22 protein-coding genes and 2 tRNA genes are annotated in these 24,940 nt (G+C 60.3%); 12 read left to right on the top strand and 12 right to left on the bottom strand.

The annotated features are described in order from the left end of the window. Positions 1-257: 257 nt before the first annotated feature. The 4 genes from RXV86_RS01950 to argH form a co-directional block, all read right to left on the bottom strand. A complete protein-coding gene (locus tag RXV86_RS01950) occupies positions 258-2,867 on the bottom strand; it encodes a TIGR02302 family protein (RefSeq protein ID WP_316298410.1) in 2,610 nt (869 codons plus the stop codon). Positions 2,868-2,903: 36 nt separating this feature from the next. Continuing rightward, on the bottom strand, positions 2,904-4,169 hold the full coding sequence (lysA, locus tag RXV86_RS01945; protein ID WP_316297114.1) for a diaminopimelate decarboxylase: 1,266 nt from the start codon (positions 4,167-4,169) through the stop codon (positions 2,904-2,906). A gap of 132 nt (positions 4,170-4,301) precedes the next feature. Further along, positions 4,302-4,475 (bottom strand): hypothetical protein, encoded by a 174-nt coding sequence (locus RXV86_RS01940; RefSeq protein WP_316297113.1) that lies wholly within the window; start codon positions 4,473-4,475, stop codon positions 4,302-4,304. A gap of 4 nt (positions 4,476-4,479) precedes the next feature. Then, on the bottom strand, positions 4,480-5,889 hold the full coding sequence (gene argH, locus RXV86_RS01935) for an argininosuccinate lyase (RefSeq protein ID WP_316297112.1): 1,410 nt from the start codon (positions 5,887-5,889) through the stop codon (positions 4,480-4,482). Positions 5,890-6,063: 174 nt separating this feature from the next. Here argH and RXV86_RS01930 point away from each other — a divergent pair, with 174 nt between their 5' ends. The 5 genes from RXV86_RS01930 to RXV86_RS01910 all read left to right on the top strand — a co-directional run bounded on the left by RXV86_RS01930 (position 6,064) and on the right by RXV86_RS01910 (position 9,427). Next, the gene (locus RXV86_RS01930; RefSeq protein ID WP_316298409.1) at positions 6,064-6,522 is read left to right on the top strand and encodes a TlpA disulfide reductase family protein; all 459 of its coding nucleotides are present in this window, start codon (positions 6,064-6,066) and stop codon (positions 6,520-6,522) included. 139 nt (positions 6,523-6,661) lie between these two features. Continuing rightward, the gene (locus RXV86_RS01925) at positions 6,662-7,045 is read left to right on the top strand and encodes a hypothetical protein (protein ID WP_316297111.1); all 384 of its coding nucleotides are present in this window, start codon (positions 6,662-6,664) and stop codon (positions 7,043-7,045) included. Between the two features lie 359 nt (positions 7,046-7,404). After that, positions 7,405-7,860 (top strand): hypothetical protein, encoded by a 456-nt coding sequence (locus RXV86_RS01920; RefSeq protein WP_316297110.1) that lies wholly within the window; start codon positions 7,405-7,407, stop codon positions 7,858-7,860. 248 nt (positions 7,861-8,108) lie between these two features. Further along, positions 8,109-8,504: a hypothetical protein gene (locus tag RXV86_RS01915; RefSeq protein WP_316297109.1), complete on the top strand. Its 396-nt coding sequence runs from the start codon at positions 8,109-8,111 to the stop codon at positions 8,502-8,504. Continuing rightward, a complete protein-coding gene (locus RXV86_RS01910; protein WP_316297108.1) occupies positions 8,501-9,427 on the top strand; it encodes a sterol desaturase family protein in 927 nt (308 codons plus the stop codon). Before RXV86_RS01915 ends, RXV86_RS01910 begins: the two co-directional genes overlap by 4 nt. 120 nt (positions 9,428-9,547) lie before the next feature. On the opposite strand, the gene RXV86_RS01905 is transcribed toward RXV86_RS01910, so the two are convergent. Further along, positions 9,548-11,173: a SulP family inorganic anion transporter gene (locus RXV86_RS01905; RefSeq protein WP_316297107.1), complete on the bottom strand. Its 1,626-nt coding sequence runs from the start codon at positions 11,171-11,173 to the stop codon at positions 9,548-9,550. A gap of 117 nt (positions 11,174-11,290) precedes the next feature. After that, entirely contained in the window at positions 11,291-11,692 is a 402-nt protein-coding gene (locus tag RXV86_RS01900; RefSeq protein WP_316297106.1) for a hypothetical protein, read from the bottom strand. Between the two features lie 120 nt (positions 11,693-11,812). On the opposite strand from RXV86_RS01900, the gene RXV86_RS01895 reads away from it, so the two are divergent. Continuing rightward, positions 11,813-12,685 carry an S-methyl-5'-thioadenosine phosphorylase gene (locus RXV86_RS01895; protein ID WP_316297105.1) on the top strand — a complete coding sequence of 291 codons (873 nt, stop codon included), beginning with the start codon at positions 11,813-11,815 and terminating at the stop codon, positions 12,683-12,685. A 19-nt stretch (positions 12,686-12,704) separates the two neighbouring features. On the opposite strand, the gene RXV86_RS01890 is transcribed toward RXV86_RS01895, so the two are convergent. After that, the gene (locus RXV86_RS01890; RefSeq protein WP_316297104.1) at positions 12,705-13,433 is read right to left on the bottom strand and encodes a hypothetical protein; all 729 of its coding nucleotides are present in this window, start codon (positions 13,431-13,433) and stop codon (positions 12,705-12,707) included. A gap of 319 nt (positions 13,434-13,752) precedes the next feature. On the opposite strand from RXV86_RS01890, the gene RXV86_RS01885 reads away from it, so the two are divergent. The 5 genes from RXV86_RS01885 (at position 13,753) to RXV86_RS01865 (ending at position 18,339) form a co-directional block, all read left to right on the top strand. Next, entirely contained in the window at positions 13,753-15,381 is a 1,629-nt protein-coding gene (locus RXV86_RS01885) for a thiamine pyrophosphate-dependent enzyme (RefSeq protein WP_316297103.1), read from the top strand. A 61-nt stretch (positions 15,382-15,442) separates the two neighbouring features. Further along, complete coding sequence (locus tag RXV86_RS01880; protein WP_316297102.1) at positions 15,443-16,075, top strand: LysE family translocator; 633 nt, start codon at positions 15,443-15,445, stop codon at positions 16,073-16,075. 8 nt (positions 16,076-16,083) lie between these two features. Further along, a complete protein-coding gene (locus RXV86_RS01875; RefSeq protein ID WP_316297100.1) occupies positions 16,084-16,614 on the top strand; it encodes an adenine phosphoribosyltransferase in 531 nt (176 codons plus the stop codon). Positions 16,615-16,707: 93 nt separating this feature from the next. Continuing rightward, the gene (locus RXV86_RS01870) at positions 16,708-17,466 is read left to right on the top strand and encodes a DUF1444 family protein (protein ID WP_316297099.1); all 759 of its coding nucleotides are present in this window, start codon (positions 16,708-16,710) and stop codon (positions 17,464-17,466) included. 240 nt (positions 17,467-17,706) lie between these two features. Continuing rightward, positions 17,707-18,339: a hypothetical protein gene (locus tag RXV86_RS01865; RefSeq protein WP_316297098.1), complete on the top strand. Its 633-nt coding sequence runs from the start codon at positions 17,707-17,709 to the stop codon at positions 18,337-18,339. Between the two features lie 70 nt (positions 18,340-18,409). On the opposite strand, the gene RXV86_RS01860 is transcribed toward RXV86_RS01865, so the two are convergent. The 5 genes from RXV86_RS01860 to RXV86_RS01840 all read right to left on the bottom strand — a co-directional run bounded on the left by RXV86_RS01860 (position 18,410) and on the right by RXV86_RS01840 (position 23,193). Next, positions 18,410-19,822 carry an RtcB family protein gene (locus tag RXV86_RS01860; protein WP_316297097.1) on the bottom strand — a complete coding sequence of 471 codons (1,413 nt, stop codon included), beginning with the start codon at positions 19,820-19,822 and terminating at the stop codon, positions 18,410-18,412. Positions 19,823-20,077: 255 nt separating this feature from the next. Further along, positions 20,078-20,413: a hypothetical protein gene (locus RXV86_RS01855; RefSeq protein WP_316297096.1), complete on the bottom strand. Its 336-nt coding sequence runs from the start codon at positions 20,411-20,413 to the stop codon at positions 20,078-20,080. 19 nt (positions 20,414-20,432) lie between these two features. After that, a tRNA-Asn gene (locus RXV86_RS01850) sits at positions 20,433-20,507 on the bottom strand. Between the two features lie 513 nt (positions 20,508-21,020). Further along, positions 21,021-21,096, bottom strand: a tRNA-Phe gene (locus RXV86_RS01845). A 540-nt stretch (positions 21,097-21,636) separates the two neighbouring features. Further along, positions 21,637-23,193, bottom strand: coding sequence for an RNA-binding protein (locus RXV86_RS01840; protein ID WP_316297095.1), 1,557 nt, complete (start codon positions 23,191-23,193; stop codon positions 21,637-21,639). Positions 23,194-23,367: 174 nt separating this feature from the next. Between RXV86_RS01840 and rtcR the strand changes: the two genes are divergently transcribed. Then, on the top strand, positions 23,368-24,939 hold the full coding sequence (gene rtcR / locus RXV86_RS01835) for an RNA repair transcriptional activator RtcR (protein WP_316297094.1): 1,572 nt from the start codon (positions 23,368-23,370) through the stop codon (positions 24,937-24,939). Position 24,940: the final 1 nt, after the last annotated feature.

Raw genomic sequence — 24,940 nt, 5'->3', positions numbered from 1 at the left:
GAGCACGCGACGCCGTTGGCTGCGAATGCTCACTTCGAAACGGTCTCCAGAAGAACTTTCGGGCGCCTCCAGCAATTGCCGGCGCAATTCGGTTTCCCTAGCCCTGAGTCGACGAAGTGCGTCACGCACGTCACCCAACTCATCGGCGGGGTGAAGAGTGCGGCGGCGGGAATGGCGCATGTGCTGGTCCATGGCATCATTCGGCACGATTCTATTTAAGATTTCGTAAAAAACCGATCGGTCCTTGCAGCGTCCGCCTAGAACCGGTCCAGCAACCGTTCCAAATAATTGCGCTCTTCCTCGGGGCGGGTCTGCTCTCCCGAACGGCGACGGATTTCATCCAGAAGGTCACGCGCCCGGCGATAGACATCTTCGCCTTGCAGCATGTTCTCGCCATCTCCGATCTGCCCCTTGAGATTGCGGCCCAGCGGGTCGGTCTGACCCTGTCCGGCGAAATTCTCGGGGTTTTGACCTTGCTGGCCCTGATTGCGATCGCGCCGGCCCTGGGCCAGTGCCTCGCCGAGATTGCGCATACCTTCGCGCAGGTTTTCCATCGCTTCGGCTTGCTTGTCGATGGCACCAGGCAGATCGTCGCGTCGCAAGGCGTCCTCGGCCCCGTCCATCGCCCGGCCCGCCCGGTCTAGGGCATCTCGAGCGGCATCACCTTCTTCGGTACCCGCCCCTGGCAGTGCGCCGCGCTGCTGTTCTAATTGGCGTCTGAGCGCCTGTTGTCGATCAGCGAGCGATTGTCCCAGATCCTGCCCCCCTGGGCCGGACTGCCCGCCGCCGCCCTGCTCCTCGCCGTCCTGACCTTGCCCCTGGCCGCCCTGCCCCTCATGGCTTTGCCCGCGACCCTGCCCGCCTGAGCGGCCTTCGTTGCCCTGGCTTTCGCCCGCGCGGGCCCCGGGATTGAACTGTTCCTGAAGGTCGCGGAAGGCTTGGTCAGAAAGGCCCTGCTGTTCGCGCAACGTCTCGTTCAGCCCTTCCATCGCCTGTTCGCCCGGCGATTGCCCTTGACCACCCTGGCCTTCGGTCATGCGCATGTTTTCCATCATCTGCTGGAACTCATCCAACGCCTGTTGTGCCTCAGCCATGCGCCCCTGTTCCATCAGTTCCTGGATACGATCCATCATCCGCTGGATGTCATCCTGGGTCATGGTCATTGTATTTTCGTCGCGCTGGCCCTGATCCGGCTGATCGGTCTGGTTACCCCGGTTTTCCTGGGCAAACTGACGTTCCAGCTGCTGCATGTAATCGCGCGTCGCCTGGCGCAGCTCTTCCATCAGCCGGGCAATTTCGGCATCAGATGCCCCGTTCTTCATCGCTTCACTCAACCGCTCCTGCGCTTGCCGCATCCGCTCCAGCGCATCGGCCAACGTGCCTTCTTCCAGTTGCAGCGCCAACTCCCACAGCGCCTCGGCGATCTCGTCGCGCTGTTCATCCGTCACGCCATAAGCGCTCAACGCCTCTATCCGGCGCAGAATGAAGCGCATACGCAGGTAATTTGTTTCGCGCTTGAACAGCCCCTCAGGCCGGTGCGTCATCGCGCGCATGACCTGAGCCACACGGCCTGCATTGTCGCGGTTCCACAACAGGTCGCGGCGCTGTTCGATCACCGCCGCAGCCATCGGGTCAAAGAAATGCCGCGCAGCGAGGTCGATCTCGTGCGCCGGGCTTGTGCCGATGTTTCCGGCCGCATCCTCTGCGCTCAGGGTGATGGTCACCGGCAGATTGGCCCAGGCATGCTCGCTGAAATCCTCAATCAGAACCTCCTCGAAATCCTGCCGATTTCGAGCGACGGGCAGCGGCAGGTCGATATCGATCTGCGGTCGCGGTTCGGGATCCATGCTCAACCCATAGCGCCGATCCACCCGATCCAGGTCGAGCGTGATCGTGGCTCGCGCCATCATCACCTCGTAATCGTCGCGGGCCGAGAATGGCATGGTGAACGCTCCCAACGCGCTGGTCTCGGCCGGGCCGGTTGCATCAATCTCGGGCATGGCGTCGGGCAGCATGGTTATCTGCCAGCGCCGCCCGCCCTGCCCATCGATGCTCAACTCACCCGATTGTTCAAGCGTGAAGTCATAGCCCTCAGATGTGGGCTCGTTCGTTTGCGGCAACGGTGCCGACGATAGGCTTTCCGATACGTCGAACGCTCCTGGCTCCCCATACAGCCGCAACGTGATCCGGCTCCCCGATGGGGCCGCGAACGCATCCTCGGCAATGTCAGCCAGATAGAGCACCGGCAACCCTGTATAGGACGGTGGTTCGACCCAACCCTCCCAGCTTGGCCCTGCCGCGGCATGCGCCACCCCTCCAGGAGTCAGCTCACTCACGCTACTCACTTTCCAAAGCGACCCGAACAGCAGTGCCACAAGAAACGTCAGCAATGCCATGTACCGCAAACCGAACGGATCGCGCGCCGACACCCGCAGATCGGGCCTCACGGCACGCGCCATCCTGGCGCGGGTTTGCATCCGCATCTGGTGCGCCTGCCATACCGTGCGTGATGCGGCATCCTCGGCCCCGATCACCTGATCATCCAGCACCGCCTGGATTGGCCGCCCAGGCATCGTACGGTCGAGCCGTTCGATCGCCTCGGCCCTGTGCGGCCAATGGAACCGCCACAATCCGCGCAAGACAAAAACCAGCACTGCAAGAGCAGCCAGAACCGCAATCGTCCACACCACCCAGGGTGCAACCAGATCCTGCACGCCCAGCATCAGCGCGCCCAGAACTGCCAGCACCACCGACCACACCGGCCAAAAGCCCCGCGTCACCTGTTCGGCCAGCATGCCGGCCCGCGTCAGGCCAATGGGCCAGCGCAGGCGATCAAGGACGGGATGGCGGGTCTTGCGGGCGATCAGCCTTCTCCGGGTTGCGAAGGGCCCGGACAGCGTGCGTCAGAGCCACTCAGGAATGCTATCGCGGTTAAGCATATCTTCCAAGCTCGGACGTCGGCGGATAACCGCAAATTGATCACCCCGGACCAGAACCTCGGGGATCAAGGGCCGTGAATTGTATTCGCTGGCCATCACAGCACCGTAAGCTCCAGCGCTTCGGAACGCCACCAGGTCGCCGGCCTGAATGACACTCATGTCGCGCTCGCGGGCAAAGGTATCGCCAGTCTCACAGACAGGGCCGACAATGTCATAGCGCGCAGGCTCAACCCCCGGCTCGGCCTCTTTTACAGGCACGATATCGTGATGCGCGTCATACATCGCAGGCCGCACCAGGTCGTTCATCGCCGCATCGAGGATCAGGAAATCGCGCCCGTCGCCCTCTTTGACGTAGATCACGCCGCTGACCATGATCCCGGCATTGCCAGCCACCAATCGACCCGGCTCGATCTCGATTTCACAGTTCAGGTGGCCCAGCGTCTCCTTAATCATCGCGCCATAGTCGCGCGGCAAGGGCGGGGTCTCGTTCGAATTGGTGTAGGGGATGCCCAAACCGCCGCCCAGATCGAGACGGCGGATATCATGGCCATCCTCGCGCAGCTCCTCGGTCAGCAGCGCCACTTTCTCATAAGCCTCGCGGAACGGCGCTAGGTCGGTCAGTTGCGAGCCGATATGGACGTCGATCCCGACAACTTCCAGCCCCGGCAACCCGGCCGCCTCGGCATAAACCGCGCGCGCCTTGCTGATCGGAATGCCGAACTTGTTCTCGCTCTTGCCCGTGGCGATCTTGGCGTGCGTCTTGGCATCCACGTCGGGATTGACCCGCACGGTGATCGGCGCCCTGACACCCAGCTCCAGCGCCACTGCGTTCAGCGCCAGCATTTCGGGCTCGCTCTCAACATTGAACTGGCGAATGCCGCCCTCCAGCGCCATGCGCATCTCGTCTGCCGTCTTGCCGACCCCCGAGAAAACGATCCGCTCACCCGGCACACCAGCGGCACGCGCCCGGGCATATTCCCCGCCCGACACCACATCCATACCGGCTCCCATGTCGCCCAGAAGCTTCAGAATGGCGAGGTTCGAGGCCGCCTTGATTGCATAGCAAACTAGGTGGTCAGTCCCTTCAAGCGCCTCGTCAAAAAGCCGGTAATGCCGCTCCAACGTCGCCGCAGAATAACAATAGAACGGCGTACCAACCTCTGCTGCAATCTCGGCAATGGCGACTTCCTCGGCGTAAAGCTCACCGTCGCGGTAAAGAAAATGGTCCATGGCGCGTCACTCCTGTCGCGCTGGTCGTAACGAAACAGGGCACCTTTTTAAAGCACCCGCGTCTTCCTTTTGCCAAAAAATATCCCCGCCGGAGGCTTCTGCCCTGTCAGCATTCCTGACCGTCAACAGATTTCAGAGCGACATGCCCAATGTCACTGGCCCCTTGCGCACCGTCACTCCGGTCGAGGTGACCACACCGCTGGACGTGATGCTGACCGTTGTGTTCATCGACGGTGTCACCGGTTCACCATCAGCGCCGCAGGCTGCCAGCGCCAACAGGTTCAGAACTGCGAATATCCGGATCATGCCGTCACCCCTGCATTTCGGCGCGCCAACGAGCAATCTGGGCACGCACCTGCGCCGGGGCCGTACCGCCATAAGACAGGCGCGAGGCCACCGAATTCTCGACACCCAGCACCGAGAACACATCCTCAGTGATCGCCCCGTGCACCCCCTGCATATCCGCAAGCGTCAGATCCGGCAAATCGCAACCGCGGCTTTCCGCCATAGCGACAAGGCTGCCGGTGACGTGGTGGGCATCACGGAACGGCATGTTGAGCGCCCGCACCAACCAGTCGGCCAGGTCAGTCGCGGTCGAAAACCCGCTGCCTGCTGCCGCGGCCAGTTCTGCACGATTGGCCGACATGTCCTTGACCATGCCTTCCATCGCCGCCAGCGCAAGCATCAGGTTGTCGGCAGCGTCAAACACCTGTTCCTTGTCTTCCTGCATGTCCTTGGAATAGGCCAAGGGCAGCCCTTTCATCACCGTCATCAGGGCGACATTCGCCCCGAAGATGCGGCCAATCTTGGCCCGGATCAATTCCGCCGCATCCGGGTTCTTCTTCTGCGGCATGATCGACGAGCCGGTCGAAAACCGATCGGAAAGCGTCACGAACCGGAACTGCGCCGAAGACCAGATCACCAGTTCCTCTGCAAAACGGCTAAGATGCATGGCGCAGATCGAAGCGCAGCTTAAGAATTCCAGGGCAAAATCACGATCCGACACCGCATCCAGAGAGTTCGCCGCTGGCCGGTCAAACCCCAGCGCCTGCGCCGTCATCTCGCGATCAATCGGAAAGGACGTGCCCGCCAACGCCGCCGCGCCAAGCGGGCTTTCATTCATCCGCTTGCGCGCGTCGGTGAACCGCGAGCGATCCCGGCCCAGCATCTCGACATAGGCCATCATGTGATGACCCCACGTTACCGGCTGCGCTGTCTGCAGGTGGGTAAAGCCCGGCATCACCCACTCCGCCCCGGCCTCGGCCTGGTCCAGCAGCGCCGCAATCAACGCCTCGACCCCCGAAATCACCGCGTCCATCTGGTCGCGCACCCACAGCTTGAAATCTGTCGCCACCTGGTCGTTACGCGACCGCCCGGTGTGCAGACGCCCGGCGGGTTCACCAATCAAATCCTTCAGCCGGGATTCCACGTTCATGTGGATGTCCTCAAGTGCCGTGGAAAACTCGAACGCGCCGCCCTCGATTTCTGACAAGACCGTGAGCAGCCCTTCCCTCATCGCTTCGGCGTCGCTATCACTCACGATGCCCGTCGCGGCCAGCATGGCTGCATGGGCGCGTGATCCGGCAATGTCCTGCTTGGCCATACGCTGATCGAACCCGATCGAGGCATTGATTGCCTCCATGATCGCGTCCGGCCCAGCGGCAAAACGTCCGCCCCACATGGCGTTCGAGGACTGGGCGTTGGAGGATTTATCGGTCATGGTCTGATGGCCCTGGATGAGGATTGAGAAATGTCGCGTTCCGCGCTGATTTATACCGCTGTCGCCGCAATCGCAATTGCCGCCGTTGCCTTTGTCGCCCTCCGCGACCCGGCCACGCCGATTCCGCAGGCCGCCGCCGATCACGGCGCTTTGGAAGGCCTGCGTGAGGGCAGTATGAAAAAACTCATCTTTCACCCGGCCCCGAAACCCGCAGGCACCGCCCCCTATGACACCGCCACCGGTGGCAAGGCGTCCCTCGCCGATCACAATGGGCGCTATGTTCTGGTCAATTTCTGGGCCACCTGGTGCGCCCCATGCCGCAAGGAAATGCCCGGCCTGGCCGAGCTGCAGACCGAGTTCGGCGGCGACAGGTTCGAAGTGCTAACCATCGCTACCGGCCGCAACAAACCGCAGGCGATGAAGAAATTCTTTGATGAGATCGGCGTAACCAACCTGCCACTGCATCAGGACCCGAGACAGGCACTTGCCCGTGAAATGGGCGTTCTGGGACTGCCTGTCACCGTGATCCTTGCCCCCGACGGTACTGAAATCGCCCGCATGGTGGGTGACGCGGATTGGGGCTCGGACAGCGGGCGGGCCATTGTCCGGGCTTTGATCGGCCCGCAAATGTAATAAAACGCGCTGCATTACGCATTGCAATCTGGGCGTGCAAGCCGCCATCCCAAACAATACCTACGCGCAAACCACTGCTTTTTGCGGAGCTTCGTGCTACAATTGCGTGCGCAACTCGCATTTGTGAAAGGAGTGATCGATGAGACGTTTTCTTTCAGTTGCTTTTGTTACCCTGTTGATCGTACCCATGCCCGCGATTTCCGGGGATGGTGGCGGAATTGGGCTCAAAGCCCGACTACAGATTCTCACCGAAGACGATTTCCAGGAAAATGTAGTCGGCCACGAAGCCACACACAGAAGCGGTGATTCTTTTATCGCCTATCGGAATGGCAAACTAACCGGCACCGTCGATGGCGCGAAGCTTACTGCTACATGGTATTGGCAGGGTAAGACCTGGTGCAACAAGGGCAATGCCGGAAGCCTTCGGATCAGTGCCTGCTACAGGCTGGAGCTCGACGGCAACCGTCTTCATCGCAAACCCGCCAAGGGCGGCAATACGATGACGTATAGGATGAAGTTCTGATATTGCGGTTTCATACCGCACAGCAACCGCCGATACGTTAAGGCCATCATAAATTCCCGGCCTTCCCGGAAGGGTGTGTAGGGGTTCTGGCCTGCCACGCGTAACGAGGAGCAGACCGGCAAAGTACAGGGACAGATCCTGAATCCCCTCGCAAACCGGGTTTCAGGACCGAGCCGACAGCCAGCCTCGCATCCGGAATTGCTGCCGCAACAGCACAGTGGCAATCGCCGCGAGTACGACTCTGGGCTTGATACACAGACCGGAAACGGAGCGTTTTTTCCTTGTTATTTTGCGCATTTGACCCGAATCAATGCCGGGTTTAGCCTCCAAAGGCAGAACACTGTGTCTGGGGATTTATTATGCGCATATTCTCTTTCGTTTTAGCTGCGACTCTTGCGATTTCATTCATCGGCTCACCGGTCGACGCCGGGTTTAAGCGGATCAAGAAATACGAAAGCTTCAAGATCATCATCGGCAAGCGGCTTTATGACAATCACGGTAACTGGATACGCCTGCATAGCAACGGCAACCTCAGCGGCCATCACAAGGTCCACGGCAAGGTGACCGGCACATGGGCGCTCAATCACGGGTCCGTGTGTCGGATCATGAAAATCGGTGGTGCCACGGACAAGGATTGCCAGTGGGTTTCGCTCGACGGTCAGAAGGTGCGCTTCGTCCGCAACAAGGGCATCGGCAAAGCCCATATCCTCTACTGGAAGAAGACCGCCCCGAAGAAGACGACAAAGAAGAAAACAACCAAAAAGAAGTCGACCACTCAAAAGCAACCAAGCATCGCGAACGAGTTGAAGTTCTAGGTGCCACCATCTGAACGTGCGCAAGACCGACTCGTCCTCAGCATAACCAATGCTGCGGATTGCAGGCACATTGAGGCCCTTGAATAACGGGCCGAAACTGGTCCTGATCGTCGGCCAATCGCTTGCTTGGCAACGCAGTAGGCTGACCAGCGCACGCGCAGCCGGATGTTCAGGTCGTTGCCTTCCCCTACGTTGCCTTTTGACACCCACCCTTCCGCACCGATTAAATAGCCGCGGGAGGAGTAATCATGCCACTCAGTATTCTGCTACCACTTGTTGTCGGCGGCATCGCGGGCATCGTGATTCTGCTGCACCTTCTCGGCCTCAGCCGCCAGTTGATCATTGCCGATGAGCAAACCGCCCTGGCCGCCTGGAACGACGAATTCGGGAATGACGCCGCGATTTCGGCAACGACGTGCCATGACGGTCACGCCGCCCTGATCAGCACCGCTTCGGGCGGGCAGGGTATTGTCTTTTCAATGGGAGCCGACACGACCGCGCGCTATCTGGCCGGAGCCCAAGTCGCCAGAACACCGCGCGGTTTGCGCGTCGACCTGCCCGACTTCACCGCCCCACATATCTACCTGACACTCGAACCGGTCGAGGCCGCCCGTTGGCAGCCGATAATTGGAGAGATCGCATGACCGACCAGCTGGCCTATCCTGATGTCGTGAATTATGCGGTACCCTTCTTCATTGCCGCCATCCTGGTCGAGCTGACTTGGATCGTGATCAAACGACGCGGCGGGCGCTATGAAACCCGCGACGCCCTGACCTCGCTTTTGATGGGGGCGGGCAACGTGGCTGCGGGTATCGCACTCGGCTTTGTCGCCTATGGGTTCTACGTCTGGCTCTGGGACTACAGCCTGTTCAATCTTGGTACGGGGTGGTTAGTTGTGGCGCTGTGTTTCGTGCTCGATGACCTTCGCTACTACTGGTATCACCGCATCGCCCACCGCTCGCGCTGGGTCTGGGCCGAACATGTGAACCACCACAGCTCACAGCACTACAACCTCTCGACCGCACTCCGGCAAAGCTGGACCGGGACTTTCACCGGCATGTGGCTGTTGCGTGCACCGCTGATCCTTCTGGGGTTCCACCCGGCGATGGTGATCTTCGTTGGCGGCATCAACCTGATCTACCAGTTCTGGATCCATACCGAAGCGATCACCCGCATGCCGCGCTGGTTCGAGGCGGTGATGAACACGCCCTCGCATCACCGGGTGCATCATGGCCGCAACGCGCGCTATCTCGACGCCAATTATGCCGGGGTGTTCATCATCTGGGACCGGATGTTCGGCACCTTCGTTCCCGAATATGACGGCGAAAAAGTCGATTATGGCCTGGTCCACAACCTCGGCACCTTCAACCCGCTACGCGTCGCCTTCCACGAATGGTTTGCCATGTTCCGCGACATGGCCCGCCCCGGCCTTTCCCTGCGCCAACGCCTCGCCTATGCCCTCGCCCCACCCGGGTGGAGCCATGACGGTTCGCGCGAGATGACCGAGGCGCTCAAGGCGCGGCACCTGTCAGAGTACCCTGAGGATCGCGGTACGCCAGGGTTCTGAGCTTAGTTGATCCTGAAGAGCATCCGGCCTTGTCCCAAGCGCAACCAACACGGGTCACGCGCCCCAAAAGGCGCCCGAGGGTGTCATAGAGGGTAGCCAGGACGCCCGAGGGCGCCTTTTTCAGTGCCCGCCCAAAATTCCGGTGCGCACTTCGTAATCCACCGCCAGCGCGTAATCCGGGTCATCCTCGCTATCAACGATCAGGTGGCCAGCCTTGGTCAGAAGCTGGTGGCAATCATGGCTCAGATGGCGCAGTTGCAGACGCTTTCCGGCCGCTTCGTATTTTCCCGCAATCGCCTCGATGGCCTGCAGCGCGGATTGATCGACCACCCGGCTATCGGCAAAATCGACGACCACTTCATCGGGGTCATTCGCCACGTTGAAGAGTTCGGTAAAACCTTCTGCGGAGCCAAAGAAAAGCGGCCCCTGAAGGCGGTACACCTTGGTCCCGTTCTTCTGCTCATAAATATCCGCATGAATGCGCCGCGCATTGTTCCAGGCATAGCTGAGCGCCGAGACAATCACGCCGACAACCACCGCGATGGCAAGGTCATAGGCCACGGTCACAATCGTCACCAGCAGAGTGACGAACGCATCGTTCAGCGGCACGCGCGCCAGGATCTTGATCGAATGCCAGGCAAAGGTGCCGATCACCACCATGAACATCACACCAACAAGCGCCGCCAGTGGGATCTGCTCGATCAGCGGTGAGGCGACAAGAATGAACAGCAACAGGAAAAGCGCCGCAGCCACCCCGGCAATCCGCGTCCGACCACCGGATTTCACGTTGATCATCGACTGACCGATCATCGCGCAACCACCCATGCCGCCAAAGAACCCTGTCACCACGTTCGACGCGCCTTGGGCCAGGCATTCCTGGCTGGCCCCGCCGCGCTTGCCGGTCATCTCGCCCACAAGGTTCAGCGTCAGCAGCGATTCAATCAGGCCGATGGCGGCCAGGATCACCGCATAGGGCAGGATGATCTCGAAGGTGTCCCAGTTAAGCGGTACAGACGGGATATGGAACGCAGGCAGACCGCCCTTGATCGAGGCCAGATCGCCGACCCGCGGCACGTCGAGCCCGGTGGCAATCACCACCCCCGCGACAACCGCAATCCCGGCCAGCGGCGCAGGCACGACGCGGGAGATTTTCGGCATGACCCAGATGATCGCCATGGTCAGCGCCACGAGGCCCAACATCATCATCAGTGGCCCACCCGAAAGCCATTCACCGCCGCCCATGCCATGGCCGGTGTTTTCCATGCTTCCGGGCACCTTGAACTGCCCCATCTGCGCCAGGAAAATCACGATCGCCAGTCCGTTGACAAAGCCCAGCATCACCGGGTGAGGCACAAGCCGAATGAACTTGCCCCAGTGCATCGCCCCGGCGATGAGCTGCAAGATCCCCATCAACACAACGGTCGCAAACAGGTATTCGACACCGTGCTCGGCCACTAGGGCCACCATCACCACGGCCAGCGCACCGGTTGCGCCTGAAATCATCCCCGGACGCCCCCCGAACAGCGCTGTGATCAAGCCAACAAGGAACGCCGCATACAACCCGACCAGCGGGTGAACCCCGGCGACAAATGCAAATGCCACTGCCTCGGGCACCAAGGCTAGCGCCACGGTCAGCCCCGAGAGAAGCTCGGTCCGCAATAGGCCAAAGCTCCATTTGTCATCCGGAACCAGACGCAAATCCGGCATTTCCAGTTTGGCAAAGGCTTTTAGAAAGCTCTGTTTCATCGGGGGTCCTGTTGTCATATTTCGCGCGCAGAACGCGCCGAATAGACCGGATCGACCCCCGTGACCAGCAGCTATTTGCGCGATGCTGCCTTGCGCCGCAGGCATGGCAGGACGGGATCAGGCCTCATTGCGCGCCACCGCACGATCCCCCTGCCACCATTTCCACGCGTCCGGATAGTCGAACCCAAGCGAAATCACGTCAACGATCAACACCAGCCAGAGATAGGTGGCATAGCCACCCTGGGCCTCGGGCCGGGCCAGCAACAGCCACAGCACCAGAACTGTCCAGAACGGCAAATGCGGCAGCGCCATGCGTTTCGAGAACCCGCGTTCGGCGATCAGGATCGGCAGGTTCAGGATCATGGCAATATTGGCCAGAAAAGCGACCCACAGCCCACCGGGCTGGGTCAGGAACAATAGGCTGGCCATGTTGACCGGCACCAGGATTAACGCCACCCACACCTGCACCCAAAATGGCATCGCCCTAAACGATCCCCAGATTTCCGTGATCAACCGCATGGCGCGCTCCCCCGAATGTGATCCTGTCGCACCACAAGAGTAGCGCCCGTACCTTGCTTTCGCAAATTCGGACGGCCACAAAGGCGGCAGCAAGACATCGAAATGAGGAAGGTGGCCCAGATGACCAATACCATGATTGCCGTAATCGGCGGCTCGGGCATTTACGACATCGAGGGCCTGGCAGGCGCCGAATGGGTCAGTGTCGAGACGCCCTGGGGCGCACCTTCCGACCAGATCCTCACCGGCAGTCTGGACGGCGTGAAAATGGCCTTCCTGCCCCGTCACGGGCGCGGCCATGTGCACACGCCCTCCTCGGTTCCCTATCGTGCCAACATTGCAGCGCTAAAACAGCTTGGAGTGACCGATGTCATCAGCGTCTCCGCCTGCGGTTCCTTCCGTGAAGAGATGAAACCGGGCGATTTCGTTGTGGTGGATCAGTTCATCGACCGTACCTTTGCCCGCGAAAAGAGCTTTTTCGGCCCCGGACTTGTCGCCCATGTCAGCGTTGCCCACCCCACCTGTCCGCGCCTCGGCTCAGCCTGTTTCGAGGCCGGACAATCGGCCGGCGTGACCATGCATGATGGCGGTACTTACCTCGCCATGGAAGGCCCGCAGTTTTCGACGCTCGCGGAATCGAGGATGTACCGCGAACAATGGGGCGCTGACGTGATCGGCATGACCAACATGCCCGAGGCCAAGCTCGCCCGCGAAGCCGAGCTCTGCTACGCCTCCATCGCCATGGTGACCGACTACGACAGCTGGCACCCCGAACATGGCGAGGTCGACGTGACCGAGATCATCGCAACCCTGATGGGCAATGCCGACAAGGCCCGCGCCATGGTGGCCCGCCTGCCCGCCCTTCTGGGCACCGAACGTGCGCCTTGCGAACATGGCTGCGACCGGGCGCTTGAATATGCCATCCTGACCGCCCCCGACGCGCGCGATCCGGCGATGAAAGATAAACTGAAGGATGTTGCCGGGCGGGTGCTCTGACTCCACCCGGCACTTGCGGTCACTGCATCTGACGGATCAGGCCGATCTTGGCCTTGGCCATCACATCAAAGGCAAACCCGCTGGTTCCGCTACAGCTTTGCGGCGGCGGGGCAATCGCTTCGGTGTTCAGGTTCGGGCAGATTCCCTTCAGCGCTTTGGGGTCGTAGAAGAAAATGGCATCGTCTCTGAACGACACCCCCATCGTGGCCCGTATCACCGTCCGACCTTCGGCATCCTGATCCAGCTTGGTTTCCACCAGCGACTTGGTCACAACACATGCCTTGGCGCGTTGTTCGATCACGGCCTTGGCCACGGCACAGGTACACTCGTTATCCAGAATCGTATCCATCTCGCCAACCACCCGGTTGACCTCGCCGACGAAATGCAGCCGCCACGGCTCGGACACTTGCGGTGTATCCGACGCACCAAGGCCGACCGTGCTTTTGACCACGTCCACATACTCAAAGAACTTGGCCTGCGAGTGATCGACAATGTTGTAATAGACAGCATCAATGCTCGAGCTGGCACGTTTGTCCTCCGACAGGTTCGACCGGCACAACAGCGACTCGATACGAAGCCCATCACCGGAAATCTTGACGATGTCACCAGCCTCGAAAGGCTCGGCCACAACATGGCGTTGCATCTGGTGTTTGATCGAGACATCCATTTTGCTTATCCCGTTCAGGTATGCGAACGCGATCAGCATGGCGGTGACCACAGCCACCGAAACAATCAGTTTACGAAACATGTCACCCTCCCTCTACTTGGGACAGCACATGCCGGTCCCGCATTCGTAATGCGTGTCCGGGCAGGAGGTTTGCGCAAAAACACCGCTCGCGAATACGGCAAAAGCTAGGGTCACAAATGTCTTCATGACGTTTCCAATCTTTTCAAAAAATGAATTTAATAATGCGTGCAGGATAACACTTATGGTTGCATTTCTCAACTTTTGCCTCATTTTTTGGCATTTTCGCCATGTTCCAACGGGCTTAACCGGGTTTGTCGCCTTGGCTTGACAGGGAAACACCACACCCCGAGGCTGCAACCCAGCCAGAGAGGAAATCACCATGACCGGCGCCCCTCAGACCGTCCACGTCGCCCTTGCCAAAGGACTAACGGCGCAGGGCATCGACACCCTGTTCGGCCTTTTGGGCGACAGCAACCTTTTCATGGCCGATGCCTTTACTCATAACGAGGCCGGCCGCTTCATCCCCGCCACCAACGAGGACAACGCCGTACTCATGGCATTGGGCTTTGCCGCGATGACCGGTAAAACGGCCGCCGTCACTGTGACCCAGGGTCCGGCGGTCTCCAACGCGCTCACCGGGCTGATTGAAGGGGTTAAAGCGCAGCTGCCTATCGTTTTCCTCTGCGGCGACACCTCACCCACCGACCCTTGGCACCCGCAAGCCGTGGCGCAGGAAGCGCTGATTGTCGCCACTGGCGCCGGGTTCGAACGGCTGAAATCCCCGGAAACCGCCTGCGCCGATCTTGCCACCGCATTCCGCCGCGCTTCGGTCGAACGCCGCCCCGTCGCCTTCAACATGCCCACCGCGATGATGTGGGAGCCAACCAGCGACGCACCGGTGGCCTATCCAGCCCCGAACCAGGACGGCCCCGCCCCCGATGGCCCAGACATGGACAACGCCATCGGCATCATCGCCAGCGCCCGCAGACCCGTCATATTGGCCGGGCGCGGGGCGATCCCGGCGCGCGAAGTGCTGATCCGGCTGGCCGACCGGATCGGTGCACCGCTGGCCACCACCCTCAAGGCCAAGGGCCTGTTTCAGGGCCATGATTTCAACCTCGGCGTATTCGGCACGCTCAGCACACCGGCGGCGGGCGACGTTATCGCCAGCGCCGATTGCATCATCTCCTTCGGTGCCACCCTTGGCCGCTTCACCACCATGCATGGTTCGTATCTGACGGGCAGCCGCCTGATCCAGGTGGATGACGACGCGGGTATAATCGGTCGTTTCGCCCAGCCCGACGCTGCCCTTGTCGGCACACCCGGCGCCGTGGCCGATCGGGTGCTGCACTGGCTGGACCAGGCAGACATCCCCTCCTCCCGGGCCACGGACACACTTTCCCCCACCACCTTGACCACGCCGGAACCCGCCCCACCCGGCAACGTCGCCAACGGCACGGTCGAACTGACCGCGGCCATGGACGCCATCGAGGCCGCGCTGCCTGCAGACCGACTTTTCGTCAGCGACGGTGGGCGCTTCATGGGAACCGCCTGGAAACGCCTGTCAGTCAGCCACCCTCGCAATTTCCTGCTGACCATTGCCACCGGTGCAATCGGTATGGGGCTCGGTTATGCCATCGGCGCAGCCCAAGCCCGACCCGACCAGACAACGCTTCTGGTCGCCGGCGACGGCGGCTTGATGCTGGGGGGCCTGACCGAGTTCAGCTCAGCCGTACGCGACAAACTCAACCTCGTCGTGGTCGTTTGCAACGATCAGGCCTATGGCGCGGAATATGTCCAGTTCGAAGACCGGCAAATGGATCCCTCCCTATCCCTGTTCAACTGGCCGTCGTTTGCGGCAATGGCCCGGTCCATGGGCGGGCATGGTGAAACCGTCGCCTCGATGGAGGAATTGCACGCCGCCCTCGCCGCCCTGCCTGACCACAACGGCCCGGTATTGATCGAGCTGATGCTTGACCCTGCGGCGGTTCCGCGCCTTCAGCTCTAACCCGGTTGCCAAAAGGACATCACGTCCCCTAAATGAACCCCGCAATTCCGGGATTTCCATCATGACACTCGACCTTTGGCTGACCTTCGTCGCCGCCTCTTTCGTTCTCCTCATCATCCCGGGGCCAACTATCCTGTTGGTCCTCAGCTACGCCCTCAGCCAGGGCCGCCGGGTTGCAGTTGCCTCTGCCACCGGCGTGGCCTTGGGCGATTTCGTCGCAATGTCTGCCTCGCTTGCAGGGCTTGGCGCACTGGTGCTGGCCTCAGCAACGGCCTTCACGGTGCTGAAATGGCTAGGCGCAGTCTACCTTGTCTGGCTTGGCATCAAACTGATCCGCTCGGCACCGCGAGGCGGCATCGCCATGCCTGATACCCCCGAAGGCATTCAGGCCGCACCAATCTTCTGGCACGCCGCCGCCGTCACCGCGCTCAACCCCAAATCCATCGCTTTCTTTATCGCCTTCGTACCGCAATTCCTGCGCCCCGAAACGCCCCTCCTACCGCAATTCGCAATTCTGATCGCCACCTTCGTCGGCCTCGCCTCGCTCAATGCGCTGGCCTATGCCCTTCTGGCGGACACCCTGCGCAGCACCATCACCCGCCCGGGCGTAGTGCCCTGGCTCACCCGGATCGGCGGCGGAGCATTGATCGGCATGGGCCTGCTTACCGCGACGCTTAGGCGCGCAACCACCTGAGGACACTTATGAAAACCGTCAAAGACTACATACGCACCATCGTCGATTTTCCGCACGAAGGGATCATGTTCCGTGATGTCACCACGCTCTTTGCCGACCCGCGCGGCTTTCGCATGGCGATCGATCAGATGCTGCACCCCTACGCCGGCATGCAGATCGACAAGGTTGTCGGGCTCGAGGCCCGCGGCTTCATCCTGGGCGGCGCCATCGCCCACCAGCTGACCCTCGGCTTCGTCCCCGTCCGCAAGAAGGGCAAGCTGCCCGGCGCCACAATCTCCGAGGCCTACACGCTGGAATATGGCGAGGCGGTGGTCGAAATCCACGACGACGCCATCACTGCCGGCGAGAAAATCCTGGTGGTCGACGATCTTCTCGCCACCGGCGGCACCGCAGAAGCCGGGATCAAGCTGATCGAACGTCTGGGCGGCGAGATCATCGGCTGCTCCTTCATTGTCGATCTGCCCGAACTGGGTGGCCGCAAAAAACTCGAGGATATGGGCATGGGCGTGCAGGTCCTGTGTGAGTTTGAGGGGTTGTAGCGGGTTCCAGGCATGTATCGGTTTCTAAGCGTATTCTTTTTCGTTGCGTCCATCACCTTGGCCCAGGCGGATACACCGCGCCCCAGCACCCCAATGGATACGCTGCGCTTGATGAAGGCCGCGTTTCTTGCGGCGGGTCTCGCCGAACATGCGACGATCGACCGGTCCGACATGTCGCTGAAAATGCGTCGCGGAGACATGGAATGGAGTTCATACCCAGACAATCTCCATCTTCATCTGCAGGCAGCCGAGAGCGATGACGAACGTAAAGCGTTACTGGATGAATTCGTTAATGCGATGGCCGAGGCGCTGGAACAGGCAAATAGGCCGCCCGACATCCGTCGAATTTACCCGGTCATCCGGCACCGCGACTACATCAAGATTAAAAAGGGCCAAACCGGCCCGGTCTCCGTGCCATTTGCCGGTAACATGCGCATCTTTCTGGTTGAGGATCTGCCGGCTTCCACGCCATTCGTTATTGAGGATGACGTTAAGTCCCTGAAAACCTCGACGCCGGCACTTGTGTCCCGTGCCAAGAAGAACTTTGCTCGGTTGACGCGCGACGCCCGAGACGAACGCATCGCCAATGGTCTAGCGATACGTGTGCTCGACGGGAACTACGAATCTTCCCTGTTGCTCGACACCAAGTTCTGGAACCGAAAACTGCGTAAACATGGCGGCGTTATTGCTGCCATACCCGCCCGTGATCTGCTTATCTACTACGCTGGCACTGACCCTCAAATGCCTGCGACCCTGAAGAGAATTGTCAACGACCTGATCGGCGGGCTCGATCATGCAATTTCAACCGACATTCTGCGTTGGAACGGAAAAAGCTGGACGGCCATTCGCTGAATTGCAGAGTTGTCAGCGTCGGATTAATCGGATCGCAACACATCCGCGAACAAACCGCCTTGCCGGATGGGCCGCAGCCCTGCTTGCTGTGATCGGGACAGGTCACGGATACCGCGCACTTCGCACACGAGGGCGGGGTATTTTATTGCGCCGAACAACTGCGACAATGAAATTGTCGAAATTAATATTTGAATATGTTAATGCCAATGCAGCTTTCAGATAACGAAATGGAGGATTGTCATGATTTCCACCTTCAATACCCTGGCCGCAACGGTCATTGCCGCCCTGACCCTGACCGGCGCAGCCTGGGCGCAAAGCACCGACGATGGCGGTGAGAATAAAATGGAGAAAGCCGCCGAGATTTACGGCGAATGCGAAGGTGCCGAGGTCGAGGATTTCGAGAAGATCCGCGAACAGGTCAAGGCCTTCACCGATATGAAGATTATGGCCGAAACCGTCAACGACCCCGAAAAATTCTTCAAACTTCTCAGCGTGATCAACGATCCTCACACCATCCACGTGATGGCCAGCTGCTCAACGGAGCCGGTGATGTGGGACACTTGGATGAAGAACGGCACCGACCCTGAGAACTGGATCGCCGCCATGTCCGAGCTGATGAACCCCGAGGGCATGATGTCCTGGATGATGGCGCCGATGAATGCCAACGTGTGGAAAGAGGTTCTCAGCCACGGCAATCCCGAGCGGTACGCCAAGTGGTCGGTCGCCCTGCTGAATCCGACCTTCTACAAGCCGGTCACCGACATGACCAAAGCCGAGTGGTATTCCAAGCGCGCCGACTGGATCGCCGACGGCAGCAGCTATGCGCCGCTGATGAATCTCTTGATGCTGGATTCGGTCTTCAGCAACGAGTAATCGCGCAGCCAACAGGCAAGAATAACGGCCCCGCCGCGGCATCCCGGGGCGGGGCTTTTTTGTTTGGGCTTTACCGGCGGGTCTTCTTCCGGGTTTTCCAGAACGGCGGCACGTCCCCGGCCATGATACAGCCGTAAGGATCGATATAGTCCTCAATCTCGGCCAGGTCATAAGACCGGATCTGCCTGACAACCCCATCGGCCTTCTTGTAGCTCGACGGCAGCTCCGAGGCGTCGACGCCCCCGGCATGGAACCGGATATCCAGACCTTCGGTCTCGGCCTTCAGCATCTGATCAGGCGTGACCGACCCCATCCGGCGCTTGTGCTCGGAGCGCGAGAAGTTCCGCCCGGCGCCATGCGGGCTGAACCCAAGCCCGCTCTTGGCATCGCGGCCCTTCACCACCAGAACCGGTTCGGACATGTTCAGCGGGATCAGGGTCAGACCCGTCGCGTCGCTGGCATAATCGTCCCAGGCCGGGGTCGCCCCCTTGCCGTGGTAGTAGAGGTCGCCCCGCTTGAAGACGAAGTTGTGCTCGTTCCAGAACCTGTCGCCCACATCAATCCGGGCGGCCTCGACCGTCGCCTGATGGATCGCGTTATGGTTAGCCTTGATCCATTTCCGGATCAACTGCAGCGCCGCCCAGTATTCACGGCCCTCCTCGGTATCGGCGGGAATCCAAGCATTCTGCTGCGGCGTATCAGGCGACAGCTCGCGGCGGAACTTCTCGGCCATCGCCATGCCGTGTTTATAGAGAACCGCCCCCGGCCCACGCGAGCCGTGATGGGTCACGATCGCCGTTCGGCCAGTGGACCGCGACCGGCCAACAAACAGGAAATGGTTGCCGTCCCCTTGCGTCCCCATATGTTCCTGCGCCATGCGAAGGGACTTGGGGTTATCAAGGAACCTGTTCTCACGAAACGCATCCATCAGGTTCATCGACACAGTGAAGCGCTTGCCCTGCGGCCGCCCGCCGGGCCCGAAATGCGTCACCGACGGGGCCGCATCCAGCACTGCCTTTGGGTCCGCATTGCCAAGATCGGTGATCATCACCGAGCAGCAGATATCGGCCGAGTGCATGCCTGGATGAATCGCATTCCTGGCCGCAGCAACCCCACCCACCGGGATCGTGCCCACCGGCCCTGCCGGGCAGGCATCGGGCATGATCGCCCCGGCATCAATCGTCGGGGTCCGCATCAGCGCGGTCATGGTCTCGCGCACCTTTGTCACATTGTCTTCTTCGTCCGGATGCTCGGCGTCAATGTTCTCATGGAACGCCACCTCGCCCGGAGCGCGCAGCTCCATTACCTTCGGCAGCGGCACCAGATCGGCCTCGAGCTCCTGCCGGATACGGATCAGGCCAAAGCCCTCGGCCCGCATTTCATTGGCTTTCTTCAGCAGCTTCGGGAACTGCTTGCCGGGCCGATGTCCCCAGTCTTTCAGGTGATCCCCAGTTACGGGGTCGCGTTGTGTTTCATTTGTCATTGTCTCATTCCACTTGTTAACGGTCACGGCGACAAGGGTTTGACGAAACACTTGGGGCAACTGCTCTACCAGACTGAGCTATATCGCCGTGGCGATAGCGGGATTCGAACCCGCGACAAGGAGCGTGATGTAGTTCCGCCGGCATTCGCCGTGATCATGTCGGGTCCGGGGGACAAGGGATCGTGAGAGGCCCTTTTGGGGCGGATCGTACCAAAGCGATGTACTCCCACGGGCATTCCCCCGAATATGTTCCTTTCATTTCTTTTCGTCCAGCACGCTGAGAAACGACCTAACGCGCTTGTTCCAGTCTGATTTGGCCCCCGGATTCCTTAGGTAGAGTTCTGAAACCGGACCTTCGTTTTCGACAAAGAGCTCCACGTATTGTGCTTCGTCCATAGGGAGGGTCGTAAGCGCGTCATCTCCCATTCCCTGGAAGCGAAGCTGGGCCATAAGACCGTCGTATACGCGACGAGCGAAACAAACTTCGGAAACCCACTGCAGGGTACCGTAATCCTGCTCATTTTCAGCTTTCGATGTCACGAAACGCTTAGCTTCGAGAGCGGCTTCCAGTGCTTTGAACTGCAGTTGCACGTCTTCATACCTGTTTGTTTGGCTCGGCTGGCAGGGATCGAACCTGCGACATCCTGATTAACAGTCAGGCGCTCTACCGCTGAGCTACAGCCGAACAGTTTTCATTGTCGCATTTCCGGACGGGAAACCGGTGTCCACTTTCCCTGGAAATGCTTGTTTGTTTCCCTGGAAATGCTTGTTTGAGCCCCGGCGACAAAAGAGAAGAAACAACCCGGGGACCCGCCCCGCATCCAAATAGGCAGATGCGTTTGCCGTCTGGGCGCCTGCAAGGAGGGGAATTGAACCCGCTCGGTTTACCCCTGGAAGGGTGGTGCAATGTAGTTCCTTCGGCATTCGCCGGGGTATGGGTTTGAACTGGCGACAAGTAGGAATGAAACGCGTGTGTAGAGCTATGTCACGTACTTGACAGCAGGATTTGAACCCGCAACCTCCGCCTCTTTCGAAACGGCGCTCTCCCTGTAGTTCCATCGGCATTCGCCAGTTGGTGTTCCTTTCGTTCTCGGGTCAGGAGGACAATCTTTTGCGAGACATTCGCGCCCTTTCAGGCGGGCCTGAATCGAACAGGCAAAACCATGTAGTCCCGCAGGCATTCCTCCTGCATTTGATTTGGCCTGACCGGTAGGGATCGAACCCACGACGCCCTGCTCTTCAGGCAAGCGCTCTACCAACTGAGCTACGGTCAGATGTGGCCCGACGACAAGAGGTGGTGAAACGCGCCTGCTCTACCAGACTGAGCTACATCGCCTTACGGCAATGGCGGGATTCGAACCCGCGACCAGGAGATTAACAATCTGTAGTTCCACCAGCATTCGCCGGGCTTCGTTAGGGTCTGACGACAAGTGGGGCGTGAAACAAAACCGCGCGTCTACCAATTCCGCCACATCGCAAGCGATGGTGGGACTCGAACCCACAAATACGGGCACCGGAAGCTGTAGTTCCACCGGCATTCGCCAGAGTTTTGCGTTCAATGCAGGACCGGCGGTATGAAGTCCTGCCCGTGCCAAGGGCACCCGCCAAGGTGGAGGAGTCGAACCTCCAGGTTCTTCTGATCGAGCCCCCGCCGGGCCTGCATTGAACGCGTTTCATTCCTTTCGTTCTTCGTTTCGAGCCGAGCGGACAAGGATTCAGCGAGACGGCTACAGTTTGGATATGTAGTCCCGCAGGCATTCCGCCCGGTTTTGTTTCAGTTGGGGACGGGCAAGGCACCCTGCCCGCCCCCGGTTTCAGATGTCGATCTTGGCGATCTCGCCGACCCAGTGGTCCGGGCCGGTGGAACCGCTGGCAAATGCCGCGATCTGGTCAAACACCGCATCCGAGAACCCGCCGATATTCAGCACGTCCTCGCGGGTCTGCGCCTGGGTGCTCCCGTACGGCGCGATATCGATGCAGACCAGCCTAGCCTTCGGGTTCCGGCGTTTCACCTTCTCCCATTCCTGCATCATCGCGGTGGCCTGACGCCCGTTCCCGGCATCGACCCAGGATTGGTTGTCCGACACGAACACCACCAGATCAGGGCTCCGCCCACGATCGTTCAGCCATTTCAGCGGCGCGGAACAATTCGTCCCGCCCCCGGCCAGATCGGCCAGACGCCCCGCGTTGGTCAGGATCGTGTCGCGCGGCTCCAGACGTACATCACGCACATCGAAATCGAACGGCAGAACCTGTGCTCCGCGTGTCGACCGCAGGAAGCTTGCGGCCACCAGCGCCGCCACGTCCACGTGTCGAACCTTCGACGTCGCCCCGGCACGATACCCGGTCACGGCCCAGGTCATCGACCCGGACACGTCCGGACACACGACCACCTGCCCCGCAATCTTCGGCACGTTGCCCGCCGCGATTTCCATCGCGTCATGCAGGGCGTCCACGATCTCGCGCGGCATCGCCGGATCCACGTTCTGCGCCGCCACCATCAGCTGATACGGAAAGGCACGGGCCTTTTCGATCTGCCTGGCGTCGCGCAGCAATGCGGACACATGATCGACGTTCTTCTGCACGCCGAACACGCCGTGACGCAGGAAGGTGTTCAGGTTCTGACGCACCATCTGCCAGGACCCTTTGCGCGCAATCCGCGCCCAATGGGCCGAGCTGAGCTCCAGCTGCGTCAGCATCTGGAACGGCACATCCGGCACCGGACCTTTGCCGGTTTCCTTGAATGCCATCCAATCCTGTACCGCCTGCGGCAGCAAAGCCACCTCGCACGGCCGCCCTACAATCCAGGCAAACAGCGCCTCCCGCTCGACCGAAGCCGGTTTCGGGTGCACCATTTTGATCACGTCGGCCAGCGACGGGTCGTTGCCGATATTGGCGTTCAGAAGCGCCCAGTCCGAGGCCTCGTTCAACCAATTCTGCACCATCGCCTTCGGGGCGGACCCCAGCGACTTGCGCCCGGTCTGACCCGATCGCATGACCTGCACGAAGGTGCGCAGCATCTTGCCGTTCGTCACCACGCGGCCAAAGGCTGCACGGAACAGAACCGGCTCACGCCGGGCCAAGATCGCCAGCAAAACCGCCGGCATGTCCTTCATGAACCCTTTCTCGCGGGCATAGATCGCCGTCTGCGCCAGAACGCGCGGCTCGACCGCCTCGGCCAGGGCCAGAACATATTCCAGCTCGTCCTGCGGGTTATGATAAAACATGCCCCCGAAAGTGCCGGTCATGGCCACCTGCGCCAGGGCATGGGCATCGGAATACGCATAGGCCGGTGCCGCGTGGGCATTCAGAGTGTCTGCTTTCCGCAGCAACCGGCCTTTGATCGATGCAAACACGGATTTGTTCGCCATTGTTCTGTTCCTCGTTTGTTGTGGGGTTGTTTTGACACGGCAATGTCTGGGTGGAAAACGAATTCAGAAATACACGCAACCCATTGTAATAAGGCACTTAAATAGAAATTTGAGTTTTCCATCGCATCGAGATAGTATAAAGAAATATCTCCTTTTATATTTTTGGATATCTACATGAGAAACGTCGTCATCGGATTCCTTGGAACCCAGCTCGATATGGGGCGCAGACGGCGTTGGAAGCCGACGCCCAGCTTGACCATGCATGATGAATTCCCGGTCGAACGCCTGGAACTGTTGCATGACAACCGGTTCAATCGCCTCGCCCACAACGTCAAACGTGAGATTGAAGAGATCTCCCCCGAGACCGAGGTCCTTCTGCACACCCTCGACCTTGAGGACCCTTGGGATTTCCAAGAGGTGTACGGCAAGCTATTCGATTTTGCCCGCACCTACGGTTTTGACGAGGATCGCGAACGCTATCACGTGCACCTGACCACCGGCACCCATGTTGCGCAGATCTGCTGGTATCTGCTGACCGAAAGCCGCCATGTCCCCGCCCGCCTGATCCAGACCGGCCCGCCACGCGGCGAAAACCAACCGCCAACCTTTGACGTCATCGACCTTGACCTCAGCCGCTACAACCTGCTGCAACAGCGCTTTGATCAATTGGCGCGCGAATATAGCGACCAGTTGAAAGGTGGCATCGAAACCCGCAACCCCATCTACAACGCGCTGATCAACCGGATCGAGCTTGTCGCGGGCAACTCGAACGAGCCGATTTTGCTGCTTGGCGAAACCGGCACAGGCAAAACCGAACTGGCCGAGCGGATCTACAACCTCAAACTCGACCGGCGCCGGGTCAAAGGTCGCCTCGTTCATGTCAACTGCGCCACGCTGAACACGCCCGATGCCGTGGCCACCCTCTTTGGCCAACGGCGCAGCTATGCCGGGCAGGCGGGTTCGGAACGCGGCGGCCTCTTGCGCGAGGCCGATGGTGGGGTGCTCTTCCTTGATGAGGTTGATGAACTCTCCCCCAACGTCCAGTCCATCCTGCTGCACGCCATCGAAACCGGCCGTTTCTACCCTCTCGGCTCGGATCACGAGGTCTCGTCCCGGTTTCAGATCATCGCCGGGGCCAATCGCGACCTGCGCGCACTGACCGCCGAGGGCCGCTTCCGCCCTGACCTTCTGGCGCGTCTCAACATGTGGAGTTTCGCCTTGCCCCCGCTGCGTGAAAGACGCGAAGACATCGAGACCAACCTGGCCTTCGAACTCGCCCGTGCCGAGCGCGATCTGGGCACCCAGGTCGGCTTCAACTCGGATGCGCTCGACACCTATCTGCGCTTTGCTCGCGATCCCGCCACCCAATGGCCGGGCAACTTCCGCGATTTCGGCGGCTCGGTCCGGCGTCTGTGCACTCTCGCCCCGCGCGGCCGCATCACCCGCGCCATGATCGACGAAGAAATCGAAACCCTGCGCCGCGATTGGCACAGCTCGAGCACCGATCACGACGCCCGGCTGGTGGCGTCGGTTCTCGGCAGCGCAGTCGACGACATCGACCCATTCGATCTTGTCCAGTTGGCCGAAGTCATCCGCACCTGCCGCCGCTCTTCCAGCCTTAGCGCCGCAGGCCGCAGCCTCTTCGCTCAATCGCGCGCCCGTAAGACGACCCGCAACGATGCCGACCGGCTGCGCAAATACCTTGGCAAGTTCGACCTCGACTGGGACGCGGTGTCAGCGCCATAGC

Origin of the sequence: Aliisedimentitalea sp. MJ-SS2 (assembly GCF_032586155.1) — a bacterium.
Taxonomy (GTDB): Bacteria; Pseudomonadota; Alphaproteobacteria; order Rhodobacterales; family Rhodobacteraceae; genus JAWHTC01.
The sequence above is the reverse complement of the archived record's forward strand: the minus strand, read 5'-3'. Positions and strand labels throughout refer to the sequence as shown.